The sequence below is a fragment of the Pseudoalteromonas sp. APC 3358 genome (genome assembly GCF_030408075.1).
Classification (GTDB): Bacteria; Pseudomonadota; Gammaproteobacteria; order Enterobacterales; family Alteromonadaceae; genus Pseudoalteromonas; species Pseudoalteromonas arctica.
This window is the reverse complement of the sequence record NZ_JASDCE010000019.1, coordinates 12,214-26,938: the sequence shown is the minus strand read 5'-3', so window position 1 is coordinate 26,938 and position 14,725 is coordinate 12,214. Positions and strand designations below refer to the sequence as shown.

Below are 14,725 nucleotides of genomic sequence, written 5' to 3'. Positions count from 1 at the left end.
GGATTTATAAAAGTACGCCAATCTAATATTGAATGCAATTTAGTCCAAACATTTATAATTAGCATTCAAATATACTTTCACACATTTATGTACATACAAAAAAGCAGAGCATACAGGGCTATGCTCGGCTTAGGTCTGGGAAAATAAACTGCTATTACTTATTAATAAGTATGCTTACATTTTCTCTATCTGGGCCTATTACATTAAACGTGTAAGTACCTTGTTCGGTAATATTTAGTGCTATATTGGCACCTACAGCTTCAAGTGGTGTTAGTTCATCAATTGCCACTACCGGCGTATCGCCTGCTCCACCGTAATCAACGGTACTCCAATCTTCAGACGCTACTTTAAATTCGTAGTCACCTGCTTCTAACTCTATTGATGTAGAGTAAATTGCATCACCCTCGTACATCAGCGGGTTATCAGTACTCCAGTCATTTAAGCTGCCACGAATAAACACTGTCGTTTGTGCAAACATTTCAGCGTTGAGCACTTTTAGCGATACGTTATTTAAATCACTGGCGTCAAATATAAACTGGTATTCACCTTCTTCTGCAATGTCGATGGTCATATTCGCGCCCGCAACCCACAACTGCTCTGCAGTGCCAACCATAACACTGGCATCTCCCTCAGCCGATCCATAATCAACCGTGCTCCAATCTTCTGACGCTACTTTAAATTCATAGCTTGCAGCACTCAGTGTTTTAGTAAAGGTGTAAATACCTTTACCTTTATAACTTAGCTCATCGGTTACTCCCCAGTCATTAAGCGTACCGCGCACATAAATAGCAGTGCCTATAAATGGCTCTTCGTTGTATAAAGTAAGCGTTGGATTTTCAGGGTTTGAAGCATCAAGCGAAAATACATAGGTTGCATCAATAGCAGCGCTGAATGTCATGTTTGCACCTGAGCGCGTTAATGCCTCGCTTTGGTTTTCAACTACATCTTTATCAGCATCAGAAAGCGCACCAAAATCAACCGTAGACCAATCTTCAGAGGCAATTTTAAATTCGTAATCGCCAGCGCTCAGTGCAATTGCTATACGGTATTCACCATCGCCAATATATTCAAATGCATCGCGTGTGCCCCAGTCGTTTAAACTACCGCGCACAAACACAGCGGTGCTGCCATAAGGTACTACATCAGGCGCGCCTACGGTCGCATTTGCACTTAAACCAACACCTTGGCTCTCACCTTGGTTTTTAGTGAATACAGCTAATGTATAAGGCGGTACAGTAAATGTGCCTTCGTTATCGCCAGCAGCAAAATTGGCGCTAGCCATACTTGCATCAACACTGTTTTTTAATACATTGTGTAATTCAAAATCCGCTGCGGTGGCAATAGTATGGCTAAGGGTTTGCTCGGTTGCGTTAATTACGACAACAAGCGCATCAAATGCAGGGTCTAAGTCTGTTAGCCCTTCGCCATCATCAATGCTCATTACTATTAAGCCATGTTGCTGCGCTTTACCTACGTTATGAAAACCCACCCGCTCAATAACATCTTGCTCTGTGGTTAATCTAAAGAGTGGGCTGCTACTACGTATTTGTAAAAATTCATTAAATACATCATGTGCAAAGGTAATATCTTGTGGCTGTGCAGCCGCTTGGGTATTAGCAGAAATAGGCATAATTTCTTGCCATTTCACTTCGTTGTCTTGCGCGGGTGGCAAGCCAATATTCCAGTTATTGGTATTTTGGGTAAAATCCACAAAGTTAAACCAGTCGCCCGAGTCGTAGCTGTTACGATCCATCGATTTTGAACGTAGCAAGTCGGCGCCCATTTGCATAAATGGAATACCTTGGCTCATAAGCGGAAGTGCTAATGCCATATTATGAGCACGAACACGCTGCTCAATACTCATATTAGTGCTGTGTTTATATTGCAGCTGATCCCATAGTGTTTCGTTATCGTGTTTTGATACGTAATGAATGCTATCGGCAGGGTCTAGTGCATACGCCGTTGGCTGAGTATTCCAAGTAAAGCTATTACCCTTTGCTGAGTTACCTTTAAAGTCTTTTAAAATGTAGTTTTGTAAATTACCCGCAAGTGACAAACGTAACGTGTCTTGCTCTGCTAAATTGCCATCTGTTGAGCTATTACTAAATAATGCACCACCGCGAACGGCTTCACGAATACGGTCGTTAAAGGTACCTACTTCGCTACCGGCCATATCGGCTTGTTTGGCTTGTACAAATAAGCGGTTACTTGCCACCTCACCAAAGTCCCAACCTTCGCCATAAAAGTAGTTATCTTCATCAACAGCTTGCACTGCATCACGTGCTGCAAGAATTGACGATTTTGGCATGTGCCCCATTACATCAAATCTAAAGCTGTCGTAACCAAATTCGCGCGCCAAAATAACTAATGAATCACTAACAAACTTATCCATCATTACATGCTCTGTAGCTGTATTTTCACAACACGTTGAGCGCTCTATTTCACCACTTACTTCGTTATAGCGATGGTAGTAACCCGGTACTAGCTTATCAAATACCGACTTGTCCCAAATACCCGATGACGTTGTATGGTTATAAACCACATCAAGCACTACGCGCAGACCAATAGACTGCAGTGATTGCACCATAGCGCGGGTTTCTTTAACGCGGGCAATGCCCTCTGGACTTGAGGCGTACGAGCCTTCAGGCGCTATAAAGTAATGCGGATCGTAACCCCAGTTAAAGCTATCTAAGCTGCGCATAGCATTAGCAAGTGCTTGTGCGTCATCTGAGCCTGGTAAATAACCGCTCATTAAATCAATAATGGTGCTGCTTTTATCTTGGGTTTTACACGCATCGGCTTCATCATTAATTTGCTCACATAAATCACCTAGCGTATCGCTAATATCTACACGTTTACTGATGTCTTCATCTATGGTGCCAATATCAGTAATAGGTAATAAATGAAAATGCGTTAAGCCATTTTGAGCCAAAGTTTGTAAGTGCTGCATAGGAGCACTATTTAGCTCAGTAAACGCAAGGTACTTACCACGGTTAGCCTCTGTTACGCTGTTATCGCGTGCGCTAAAATCACGTACATGGCCCTCGTAAATAATCGCATCTTCTGGATTTTCTACCGTAGGAATAAGGCGTGTATCCCACCCTTCGGGTTTAGTGTCTTCATCGGCTAAATTAATCAACTGGCTGTATAAACCATTGGTAGATACATTTAGTGAGTAAGGGTCTGTGCTCCAAAGCGACTCTATTTGCTGAGTCAGTGGGTGGTAAACATCAAAATTAAAGCGGTAGTAGTGGCGGTCGTATTGCATATCTAAACTTGCTTGCCAAATACCTGTCTGTGTATTTAATGTCATTGGCGTAGAGTGCACTTGTGTTTTTGCATCATCAAACACGTTTAGCATCATGTTATTAGCGGTGGGTGCCCACACAGTTACATCAATCGCGTTATTGCCATAATTTACACCCAGCACAGCTTCATTAGCATCGTCTTCGCCTTGCGTATAAAGGGCATCGAGTGCTTTAGCGGTTTGCACATAGCTTGCTTCTAGCAGCGTGCCTTCACTATCGTAACCTGCAATAACAAGCTGCGATTTAATAAGCGTTTTGGCAGTGCTTGTATCCCAACTTCCTTCGTATGCGTTCCAGGTGGTTAAATGCGGTACTTTTGACGCTTGCTCATCAGTTAAATTGCTTGATTGCAGCGTAACAGTATCGCCGTTTAAACCAGTATCAATATCCACTTCAAGCTCAGCCGTAGCTGATGAATGTAACTTAATTAGGCTTGTAAACTCGTTACTTGGTTTATACAAAATAGTATTTAAATCAATCCAATGCGCTGAAGCACCTGTTATAGCAACTGCGCGTTCGCCTAAACTTAATATAGGGTATTCAAACACCGAAGGCTCGCCATGAATGGTAAAGTTCATACGCTGAAAGGTTTCATCGTCTTGCATCAGCGGCATGGTTAAATCCACATCACCAAACGCCTTACCTGACCCTTCTGTACCAATATGAATAATAAAATTTGCACATTCGTTATAACCCTCTTTAAGGTTAATTATCCAGTACGCACCGTAGTTTGGATCAATACCATCGTATTCATGGCCGTTAGCCCAATCACTGGTATCAAATGGTGGTGCATAAGCATCACACACATCGTTATTCCACGAATGTAATCGGTAGCCTTCGTAGTTATCATCGGCTAAGCGGTTATAAAATAAAACCGCCTCTCCCTCCCCTGCAAATACAACAGGGTCTGGCAGGGTTGGGTCGGCGCCAACCACGCAACTTTCGTTATTTTCATCAGGTACTGTAGGTGCAGGGCACGATATAGGTTCGGGATCGACACATTGTGACCCCGCTTCATTAGGGACTTGTGGCACATTACAGGTAAGTAATGGTTCACCAGATTCAACATCACCTGTTCCACCACACGCTGCTAATAGCATTAACGCTAACGTTATTAGCAAATATTTAGACATAGTTATAATTTTCATTTTTAAACACTCCGTTTGCTAATTAATGACTGTATGTAAAACCAAGATAGAACTGACGACCAAAGTACTGAGTCGTCCCTGTTCGTTGCTCTGAGCCAAAGTAACTTTGGGTTGGTTCATCGGTTAAGTTATTAACTTGCAAAAGCATTGTTAGCGAGTCGCTAAAGCGATAAGAGGTTTGAAAGTCGACTACGGTTTCAGCATCAAAATTAACCACTTGCTCGTTAATGGCAACCTGCTCTGATACAAACTCATCGCGGTAGCGCACATTGAGGCGGGTTTCAAAATCATCCATTGAGTAAAAAACCGTGGCATTAAACACGTTATTAGATAGTCCAGGTAAAGATTGCGCTAACGTGTCGCCCCCTAAACTGGTGATCGATTCAATTTCACTTTCGGTGTATGAATAACTTGCATTAGCGCCTAAGCCATTAAATGGCTCAGGTAAAAAGGTAAACACTTGCGTATAAGCAAGCTCTAGCCCTCTGATATAGCCACCTTCACCGTTATTAACTGCCGTGGTGTAAATACCGTTTGTTGTCGCAACTTGCTCGCCACTGACTGGGTCTTCTATAAAATCAGGTACGTTAAAGCCATTACCTTTAAAGTCGAAGTTTTCGATTGATAAGGTTTCAACAAACGAGTCTATATTTTTATAAAATAACGCTGCTGCGATAGTGCCGTTACCTTCTTCAAAATAATATTCGTAAGATAAGTCGTATTGGTCGGCATAAAAGGGTTTTAAAAATGGGTTATTAGTACTTGAGCCATTAATAACACCATCATCGCTTACGTTTGCACTGGCATCGCCCGCTAAGCGGTTAATTGGCGCACGCGACATTACTTTAGCCGCAGCAAAGCGCACAAGTGAATTATCGTTAAGTTGCAGGTTTAAATTTAATGATGGTAAGTAGTCGGTGTATTTAGTGCCTAATACATTAGGTGCGTATAAATTATTTACAATGCCGTTCTCATCAACAATATTTTGCGCACCTAAGCGTGCATCGCCTGCGACGTTCTCTAGTACCGTTGCTGATTGATCGGTTTCAACGCGGCGCACACCCACATTACCCGATAGGTCGAGCCCCCCTATTTGCGTATTTATGTTTACCATAACGTACGCAGCTAGCACATCTTCAAACACCGAGCCGCTTTGTAGCACTGTCCACGAATAGTTACTTGTGTAACCTTGCGCGTCGTCTACGCCATCGGCGTTGCCCCATGTTTGAACAGGCTCGGGCGTGCCATCTGGAAACCACGCATTGAGCGCTTTGTCTAAATCAATGGCTAAATACGATGGGAAATAACTAAACTCGCCCTGCCAGTCAACCATAGAGGCCATATCGTCGGTTAAACGTAAAGGCGGTTGTGTTGCTGAAAACGCCCCGTCGTTACCGTACTCAAATACCGACCGTTTTCGGCTGTACTCTCTATCTGAGTAGCGCGCACCAAACTCTACTGAGCTAAATATGTCGCTTTCTAGCTCATATTTAAAATCGAGCTTAAATGCCGTTACTTCATCTTCTGTTTGATCTGGGTAAATACCATATTTGCTGACCATTACACGGTCTATATCACTAAAGGCGGCCGCCTGATTAAACCCAACGTCAGGTAAATTTAAGCCGTTTAATTGATAGTTAATTGCTACGTTGTTATCAAATACTGGCGTTTCTGCATTGGCATCTTCTGCTACTAAGCTCCACAGTAAGCCATTTCTAAAATTACTTTTTGCGCGAGAAAGCGACACATCGGCATTTACGCTTAATCTATCGGTTACCTGCCAATCGGCATTAACGCCAAAACTATCTACTTCGTCAAAGTCTTGGTTGTCGTCGTTAACTATTTCAACGCGGGTATAGCTTTGCGAAGTACGGTTAACCGCTGCGCCTATTACGGCATTACCATCGAGCTGAGCGTTTGCATATGCAGCTGTTGGCCCGCCTAATTTAACCCTCAGGCCACGGGCAAACGACTCTTTATCAAAGCGCGATAAAAACGCATCACCTTTTAATTTAAAGTTATCTACCGGCGCCCACTCTATAGCTGCTAAGTAACCATTACGGGTTTCTTCGCCGCCTAAATGCTGTAGCTCAAAGCCTTCGCTAATGTATTCGTTCTCAGGGTTAGCTAAAGGGCCATTGGTATCGTTAGCTGCGCCATCAACGTCTTTTGTGTCGTTGTAAGCAAGGCCAATAAACTGCGTTGCTACACTTGGCTGAAACAAGCGCGCATAGCCCAGCGCCACGCCCAATGTGTCGTCTAGGTATTTGCCTTGATACGAAAAACTAATTCGGTCGCCAAACTCAGTCGCATCCGATACCTCTGAGGCGCGGTCGTTATACATACCGCGCACATTAGCTACAAATTTATGTGTTTGGTCGTTATTGAGTGGGCTGGCGGTTTCAAGCTCTACCGTACCGGCCACGCCACCTTCAATAAGCGATGCCTTTGGCGATTTGTATACCGCCGCAGAGCTAATTAATTCTGACGGGTATTGGTCAAACTCAATACTGCGGCTGCCACTTGTAGATACTTGCTCGCGGCCATTAAGTGTTGAAAATACAAACCCGCCCGAAAGCCCACGTATATTAATTTGCGCCGCTTGTCCGCCCGTTCTTACTGCTGAAATACCAGGTAATCGTGTTAGTGCATCGGCCATTGAAATATCAGGCAATGCCCCTAAATCATCGGCAGAAATTTGTTCTGACACCGTATCGCTAAAACGCTTTTGATTTAAAGATTGAATTAAACTGCGACTAAAGCCTCGCACTTCAATAATTTCTAAATCTTCAGCTTGTGTGCTGGGTGATTGATTTGTTGAGCCTTCGTTTGCAGCCAATGCACTATTTGCGGCAAATAAAGCCAGCATAAGTGCACTTAGTTTAAACTTGTCCATGTGTGTGAACCTTTGAGTTATTGTTGTCAGGTGTTGCTGTGTTGTTCAAAACACAACCAACAAATTGTAACTAAAAGGTAAAATTAATGTGATGAATACGTATGCAGGGCATGAGAGTTAGGCTGCAGGTGTATGCGCGTACATACACCTGCATTTGGAACGCTATTTAAAGGCTAAGCACCACTTTTATAGCAAGAGCAATAAACACAACCCCCAGTATTTTATCAAGCCACAGGTTTTGCTTAGTAAAACCAAAGCGATTTTTTGAAACCTCAGTAAGTACTGCAACTAGTAAATACCAACCTGTATCAATTACAAACACGGTTAAGCACATAATAATGCCAATGCTTAAAGTGAGATTTTGCGGGTCAATAAACTGTGAGAACAAGGCTAAAAAGAAAATAGCGAGCTTGGGGTTCAAAAAGGCAATGGCAAAGCCATCTTGTAATGCTTTAACTGCACTTATCTCACTTTTTTGTACTTGCAGTTCGTCATTATTGGGTTTTGCTAATAGTATTTTTAAACCTAAATAGGCTAGATACCCAGCGCCCAAATATACAAGCACTTGGTATACCGTTGGAAATTGAGCCATCAATGTCCCCAAACCAAGTAACGAAGCTGCCGCATAAAGCCCAACACCCACGCCATGGCTAAGTGCAGCAAGCATACCGTTTTTCATTCCGCCACTCATTGTATGCTTTAGTACAACTGCAAGGCTTGGGCCTGGCGACATTGCACCCATCATGCATACAAGTACTAAACTAAACCATGCTGCTAATGTCATTTTTGTCCTTATAGTTCATCGTTTTCTATTAATAATATACAGACCGTTATTTGGCCTTGAAAAGCAGTCGCAGTATTTATACTTATTACTTTCCAACCTTCTTGATTTAAGTGGTATATGCGCTCATTCAAAGCATCTACATCAATGCCGTTACTAAAAAACCACGCTTTTTAAATTCTACTATTTTTTGCATTGTTTGTTATCCATTTTATAAGCGGTAGTCAAAGTCGTAATAGTGAATGCCCTGCTCAATGCGTATTTTCATACTGCCCGTTAACCCTTTTAGCTCATAGGTGCCTGAATCAGGAATAACATTTAAAATAAGACTGTCTTGTCCTTTATCCATAGTGCCAAAGTGTTGCAGTACAAAACTGCCCTGCTTACCTTCAAGCTCACCTATCACTTGCTCTATTGCCACTTAACCCGCACTGCCTTGGGTTGGCGTCATTGCGCTAAGCATCTCGCCTTGGCTTGTAGCATTTAAGTCACCTTTAAATGTTTTATCAATCGACATGCGTCCTAAGTTAATACCTTGCTGCCCTTTGGCATAACCTTCAATAGGCGCTAAAGCCACTGTAAATTCACCGCTTATTATTTTTGTTGTCATAACAATTCCTTATTGATGATATTTAATACTATTGATTTTTAATCCGATGATGCCATATCTATACCTTAACCTTTAAAAAGAATCCACTATGTCAAAAAACACCTCTGCATCCGAAAAAGCTGCTTTTAGCAGCCTATTACCTGTTTTTGCTTTTATAAAACCTTACAAATGGATGGTAGTAGCTGCGCTAGCCGCGCTATTGGTCACTGCGGGTGTTAACTTATCACTAGGTCAGGGGGTTAAGTTTGTTATTGATCATGGGTTTATTGCTGGCTCTAAAAATCAATTACAGCAAGCTGTGCTGGTACTCATTGGGTTAATCAGCTTATTAGCGATAGGTACTTTTAGCCGTTTTTATTTAATGTCGTGGATTGGCGAACGAGTCAGTAACGATATTAGAAAAGCAGTGTTTAATCGCATTGTAACGCTACACCCTAGCTACTTTGAAGAAAACCGCAGTGGCGAACTTATGTCGCGTTTAACCACCGACACCACATTACTGCAATCAATTATCGGCTCATCATTTTCTATGGCACTGCGCAGTGTACTTATGTTGATTGGTGGCTTAGCTATGCTGCTATTTACTAATTTAAAACTTACTTTAGTGGTTGTAGCCTGTGTACCGCTGGTACTTGTTCCTATGATGATATTTGGTCGCAAGGTACGCAAACTAGCAAGCTCTAGCCAAGATGCCATTGCCGACATAAGTACCTATGCCGGAGAAATCATACAAAACATCAAAGTAGTGCAAAGTTATAGCCATGAAGAACAAGAACAACATGCCTTTGCGCTTGAGACCGAAAAAGCCTTTAACGTTGCTAAAAAACGTATTAAGCAACGTTCATTTTTAATAGCCGTGGTGATTTTTTTAACCTTTAGTGCTATTAGCGCTATGTTATGGGTAGGTGGCAACGACGTACTTGCAGGCACCATGAGCGGCGGCGAGTTAGGTGCGTTTGTGTTTTACGCTATTATGGTGGCAATGTCGGTGGCAACTGTTGCTGAAGTATATGGCGAACTACAACGTGCAGCTGGTGCTGCGGCAAGGTTGCTTGAGTTACTTGCTGTTAAAAGTGAGATAGAAAACCCGCTAGATCCACAAGACGATAGCTTACTGCAAAACATTAACAGCCCTGCTATTACACTTGAAAACATTAGCTTTAACTACCCTTCACGCCCCGATGTAAGTGCACTTAATAAAATAAGCCTAAATATAAATCAAGGCCAAACCGTGGCAATTGTTGGCCCTTCTGGCGCAGGTAAAACAACGTTATTTGAATTGCTACAACGTTTTTACGATCCGGCTAGCGGAGCTATTAAGTTTAAAGATGTAAACATTAAAGACCTATCACTTAATACTCTGCGTAATAAAATGGGCATGGTAGCGCAAAACCCTATTTTATTTAGCTCCGACGTAATGCATAACATCCGCTACGGCAACCCAAGTGCAACCGATGAGCAAGTATATGCCGCAGCAAAGTATGCGCATGCCGATGAATTTATCAAACAGTTACCGCAAGGTTATAACAGCTTTTTAGGTGAGCAGGGTGTGAGGTTATCGGGTGGGCAAAAGCAGCGTATTGTACTGGCACGCGCTATATTAAAAGACCCTGAAATACTTCTTCTTGATGAAGCCACCAGCGCGCTGGATGCGCAAAGCGAGCACCACGTACAAGCGGCGCTTGAGCACCTAATGCAAAACAGAACAACGTTAATTATTGCCCATAGATTGGCAACGGTTAAACATGCCGATGTGATTGTAGTGATGGAAAATGGGGAAATCATAGCAACGGGTACTCACCAAGAGTTGTTAGCAAGTAACCCGTTGTATCAAAAACTGTGTGAATTACAGTTTAATAAGGATTAACCTTCGGTATTTGGCACTATCTGAATTTCTACGCGACGGTTTTGAGCACGGCCATTTGCACTATCATTAGTTGCAATTGGGCGTGTTTCGCCATAGCCCATAGTGCTAACACGTGTAGCCATAATTTGTTGGTTCACTAAGTAGTCTTTCACACTTTGTGCGCGTTCACGCGATAGGTTCATGTTGAAGCTATCTTTACCCGTACTGTCAGTATGCCCTTGCACACTAAGGTAGGTTTTTTCGTACTTGTTCATTACTTTAGCAATCGCATCTAACGTATCGTTAAAGCCTGATGAAATATAAGACTGAGCAGTCGCAAACGTAATGTTTGATGGCATTACTAAACGTAAGTTATCGCCTTCACGCACTACTTCAACACCTGAACCCGCTAACTCATCACGAAATGCTTCTTCTTGCTTATCCATGTAGTCGCCAACAGCAGCGCCCGCCAGTGCACCAATAGCTGCACCAATAAAAATACGTTTATCTTTATGATTACCCGTAGCCTTACCTAATACACCTCCGGCTGCGGCGCCTATAGCGGCTCCTTTACCTGTGTTATTCATTTCACAACCAGAAAGTAATACAGCTACTACGGTTACGCTTAAAAGTGATTTAGTTAAAGTCATGGTGATACCCTATTCATTAAGAATTTAGCAAGAGTATGCAAATACATGTATGAACAAACTATGAAGAGAGTGTTAAAAGCAACGCATCTTGCTTGATTGTTAAACAGACCTCAAACTAATGTGCCATTTTAATAAAAATGTCATACTACGCTGTGACAATTTAATGAATTTTACAAAGGATATTGGCGCAATGTTAATTGCTATTTTTAGACAGTTTTTTTTATTAGGGTGTATGAGCTTTGGCGGCCCTGCTGCGCATTTAGGTTATTTTAAACGCCACTTTGTAGACTCGTTAAATTGGTTAACTAACACGCGTTACGCACAACTTATTAGTTTAAGCCAAGCACTGCCTGGGCCGGGCTCTAGCCAAGTTAGTTTTGCTATTGGTGTTGAGCGTGCTGGAGTACTGGGCGGTATAGCTGCCTTTGTAGGTTTTACTCTGCCTTCGTTTTTAATAATGGTGCTGCTTGCGGTGAGTGCTCATCAGTTTGACGCTGTTTACTTTGCTATTATTGCAGGCTTAAAGTTATTTGCCGTTGTTATAGTTGCTGATGCAACACTTAGCATGGCTAAAAGCTTTTGTACAAGTGCTGCGCTTAAGTTACTTGCGGTAATGAGTACACTTGCTTTGGTGTTATTTCCAATGATGGGAACTCAAATCGCTATTTTAATAACCGCTGCAACAATAGGTGCTATATGGCCTTTATTAAAACTGGGTACAGCCACAGAAAATGTTAGCAGTACAAAAAGTAATATTAATTGGATTGCACTGGGGTTATTTGCGATCTTACTTGGTGTTAGCTTTATTCCACTAGGGCATGAGTTTGCTTTGTTTACCCCTTTTTACCAAGCGGGTGCAATGGTGTTTGGCGGCGGACACGTAGTACTGCCGGTACTTCAAGCTGGCGTGCCAGCATTGAGTGATGATCAGTTTTTAAGTGCTTACGCGAGTGCACAAGCAGTGCCTGGGCCTATGTTTACTATTGCTACTTACTTAGGCGCACAACTTACTACAGAACAACCTTTAGTGGGTGCTCTTATAGCTACACTGCTTATATTTATGCCTGGTTTTTTACTTATACTCGCATTCCAAAAGAGCTGGATTAACTTGGCAAGTAAGCCACGTTTTGCAAGCTCAATAGCAGCGCTTAATGCCGCGGTAGTAGGTTTTTTAGCGGCTGCACTGTATTCGCCAATTTGGACATCAGCGGTGCATAACCTTTGGCAAGTTGCGTTAGTAATAATTACATTTGCATGGCTGCGATTTAAAAAGCCACCTATTTGGTGGCTCTTAGCTTTATTTATTGCTGTGGGTCTTTTACAACACTATTTGCCATCACTCTAAATGTTGGCTTATCTGTTTGTTGCTCACTCGGTGGGCTTAATTGCCCACTAACACTTTGATATGCCCTAAGCCCAAACACGGGTAATACCGCAAGTAAATGGTCCATTATTTCGGCTTGTAAATGCTCGTACGAAATCCAGCGTTTGTCTTCACTAAAGCAATAAAACTCAATAGGTAAACCATGGTTTAGTGGTTGTAGCTCTCGTACCATTAACGTAAGCGACGTATTAATTTTACTGTGCTGCTTTAAATAACCTTCAGCATAGCGACGGAATAACCCTAAATTAGAAACCTGAGCAGGTAATGTCGTCACTCGAATATAGTCGTGCAGCGGAATAGCCGCATCAATTTGCTTTCTAAACTCATCACCCACTAAACAAATGCTGTGCATATCAATATTGAGTGAGCGTTTAATACGTCTACCGCCCGACTCTTGCATCCCGCGCCAGTTTTTAAACGAACCCGCAACTAGCATATAAGTTGGAATAGTTGTTATGGTGTTATCCCAGTTACGTACCTTTACAGTATTTAAACCCAAATCAATTACTTCGCCATCGGCGCCGTAATTTTCTACTTGAATCCAATCACCATAGGTTACTAGGCGATTTGCTGCTATTTGAATACTGGCTACAAAGCCTAAAATAGTGTCTTTAAATACTAACAACGTAACAGCAGCAATAGCACCAAAGCCAGAGAGAATATAAGTAGGTGACTTCTCAAGAAAAATGCTCACAATTAAAATTGCACACACAATAAAGGTTATTAGCTTAACAACCTGAATTAAGCCCTGAATAGGGACCTCGCGGGCAAACTCTAACTGGTTATAAATAGTACCCGCAATGCTCACAATACTGCTAAAAATAAAACCAGCATAAATAATAAGCAAAGCTTGTCCTATCGTTTTTAGTATTTCTCCTGCAATTTCATTAACTGGGTATACGCTATCAAACGTAGCTAAAAACAATACGCAGCACAGCATTCCGGCAATACGCTTATTTAGCTTATTAAGCATAGGAGAAAGCGCACCAATTCGCTCAGGAGAAAGCCTCGTCACTATTTTTTGAATGCCAGGTAACATTAATCTACGAGTAAATAAGTAAACAATTAATAAAGAGAATATTCCTATTGAGACTGCGGTAATTGAGCTAAGAAAATCCGCGTCGGGTACTTTTTCAAACCAAGGAGCAATTAATTCCTGAAGATGGGTGTTGGTCATAGTGTTTCAATTTCCTTACTGATTTGTGGTTCAGATAAATCTTGTTGAGCATAAATGTCGGCAAGCTGCTGATCTTTAGCAACCCATAGCTCATTCACATAATGTTGAAAATTAACTTTAAATACGTCATCGCTTTGATAGCTGCCCTGCATATTGTCATTAATGGGCGTTACGTCTATTGAAACATAAATAGAATCTAGCTCACCTTTTAGCAAGTTACGACAAACGTGATCTGTCTTACCGCTATATACTAAACTTGTATTAAGCATGGCATCAAATTGATCGGCTAATACTTCAAGCGCAAAAGCAATGCCGCCCGCTTTGGGCTTTAATAAATGTTTAAAAGGACTTTGTTGCAGATTATGTTTGGCTGGCGTATAGCGTGTACCTTCAACAAAATTAATGATGGTAGTAGGATGATGACGAAAATTACGACAGCTACGCTTCGTGCGCTCTACATCCAACCCTTTCAACTTTGGATTTTTAGCAAGCTGCGCTTTGCTTACCCGTTTCATAAACGGCATACCCATAGCCCACGCACCAGTGCCAATAAAAGGCATGTATTTTAACCCGTCTTTTAAAAAGAACTTAGGGGCAGGCAATGCATGTAATGAGCTAAGTACAGTTATATCTAACCAACTCGCGTGGTTACAAATAAGTAAATACCAACTTTTTGAGTTTAAGTCGCCACTTATATCAACCACAATATTAGGGCAACCTAACCAAAGCCCTAAACGGTTGCCATTACACCAACCTCGGTAAGCGCTGTGTAATATAGAGTTAACCACAGGCAAAGGCAGTAATAACTTAATAAGGCCCAGTACAAATACTAGCGAGCCAAAAAGTATCATGTTAGAAAACAATACGCAGCCTACAATTAAGCCGTTAAGCCAATTTGGTAACCACTTTTTTAGCATAACTGTAA

At 41.9% G+C, this 14,725-nt stretch carries 8 protein-coding genes and 1 pseudogene; 2 read left to right on the top strand and 7 right to left on the bottom strand.

What is annotated here, in order from left to right; all coding sequences use genetic code 11:
* Positions 1-154 precede the first annotated feature (154 nt).
* From QL995_RS20280 to QL995_RS20265, 4 genes and pseudogenes are all read right to left on the bottom strand, one after another.
* Positions 155-4,456 carry an alpha-1,6-glucosidase domain-containing protein gene (locus tag QL995_RS20280; RefSeq protein ID WP_290294951.1) on the bottom strand — a complete coding sequence of 1,434 codons (4,302 nt, stop codon included), beginning with the start codon at positions 4,454-4,456 and terminating at the stop codon, positions 155-157.
* 22 nt (positions 4,457-4,478) lie between these two features.
* Entirely contained in the window at positions 4,479-7,352 is a 2,874-nt protein-coding gene (locus tag QL995_RS20275) for a TonB-dependent receptor (protein WP_290294950.1), read from the bottom strand.
* A 166-nt stretch (positions 7,353-7,518) separates the two neighbouring features.
* Positions 7,519-8,136, bottom strand: coding sequence for a LysE family translocator (locus QL995_RS20270; RefSeq protein WP_290294949.1), 618 nt, complete (start codon positions 8,134-8,136; stop codon positions 7,519-7,521).
* Between the two features lie 208 nt (positions 8,137-8,344).
* Positions 8,345-8,743, bottom strand: a pseudogene (locus QL995_RS20265) (DUF3224 domain-containing protein).
* An 88-nt stretch (positions 8,744-8,831) separates the two neighbouring features.
* On the opposite strand from QL995_RS20265, the gene QL995_RS20260 reads away from it, so the two are divergent.
* Entirely contained in the window at positions 8,832-10,610 is a 1,779-nt protein-coding gene (locus QL995_RS20260) for an ABC transporter transmembrane domain-containing protein (RefSeq protein ID WP_290294948.1), read from the top strand.
* Here the strand turns inward: QL995_RS20260 and QL995_RS20255 are convergent.
* On the bottom strand, positions 10,607-11,239 hold the full coding sequence (locus QL995_RS20255) for an OmpA family protein (RefSeq protein ID WP_007584604.1): 633 nt from the start codon (positions 11,237-11,239) through the stop codon (positions 10,607-10,609). The two genes, QL995_RS20260 and QL995_RS20255, sit on opposite strands and share 4 nt — an antisense overlap.
* A gap of 190 nt (positions 11,240-11,429) precedes the next feature.
* Between QL995_RS20255 and chrA the strand changes: the two genes are divergently transcribed.
* Positions 11,430-12,584, top strand: coding sequence for a chromate efflux transporter (gene chrA / locus QL995_RS20250; protein WP_169061338.1), 1,155 nt, complete (start codon positions 11,430-11,432; stop codon positions 12,582-12,584).
* Here chrA and QL995_RS20245 read toward each other — a convergent pair.
* Both QL995_RS20245 and QL995_RS20240 read right to left on the bottom strand, forming a co-directional pair.
* Positions 12,541-13,800 (bottom strand): mechanosensitive ion channel domain-containing protein, encoded by a 1,260-nt coding sequence (locus QL995_RS20245; RefSeq protein WP_007584595.1) that lies wholly within the window; start codon positions 13,798-13,800, stop codon positions 12,541-12,543. The two genes, chrA and QL995_RS20245, sit on opposite strands and share 44 nt — an antisense overlap.
* Positions 13,797-14,717 carry an acetyltransferase gene (locus tag QL995_RS20240; protein ID WP_290294947.1) on the bottom strand — a complete coding sequence of 307 codons (921 nt, stop codon included), beginning with the start codon at positions 14,715-14,717 and terminating at the stop codon, positions 13,797-13,799. Before QL995_RS20240 ends, QL995_RS20245 begins: the two co-directional genes overlap by 4 nt.
* Between the last annotated feature and the right edge of the window lie 8 nt (positions 14,718-14,725).

Bases quoted from the DNA above. Each gene is read 5' to 3' on its own strand.
- QL995_RS20280 (WP_290294951.1), bottom strand. From the start codon at position 4,456: ATGAAAATTATAACTATGTCTAAATATTTGCTAATAACGTTAGCGTTA.
- QL995_RS20275 (WP_290294950.1), bottom strand. From the start codon at position 7,352: ATGGACAAGTTTAAACTAAGTGCACTTATGCTGGCTTTATTTGCCGCA.
- QL995_RS20270 (WP_290294949.1), bottom strand. From the start codon at position 8,136: ATGACATTAGCAGCATGGTTTAGTTTAGTACTTGTATGCATGATGGGT.
- QL995_RS20260 (WP_290294948.1), top strand. From the start codon at position 8,832: ATGTCAAAAAACACCTCTGCATCCGAAAAAGCTGCTTTTAGCAGCCTA.
- QL995_RS20255 (WP_007584604.1), bottom strand. From the start codon at position 11,239: ATGACTTTAACTAAATCACTTTTAAGCGTAACCGTAGTAGCTGTATTA.
- chrA (WP_169061338.1), top strand. From the start codon at position 11,430: ATGTTAATTGCTATTTTTAGACAGTTTTTTTTATTAGGGTGTATGAGC.
- QL995_RS20245 (WP_007584595.1), bottom strand. From the start codon at position 13,800: ATGACCAACACCCATCTTCAGGAATTAATTGCTCCTTGGTTTGAAAAA.
- QL995_RS20240 (WP_290294947.1), bottom strand. From the start codon at position 14,717: ATGCTAAAAAAGTGGTTACCAAATTGGCTTAACGGCTTAATTGTAGGC.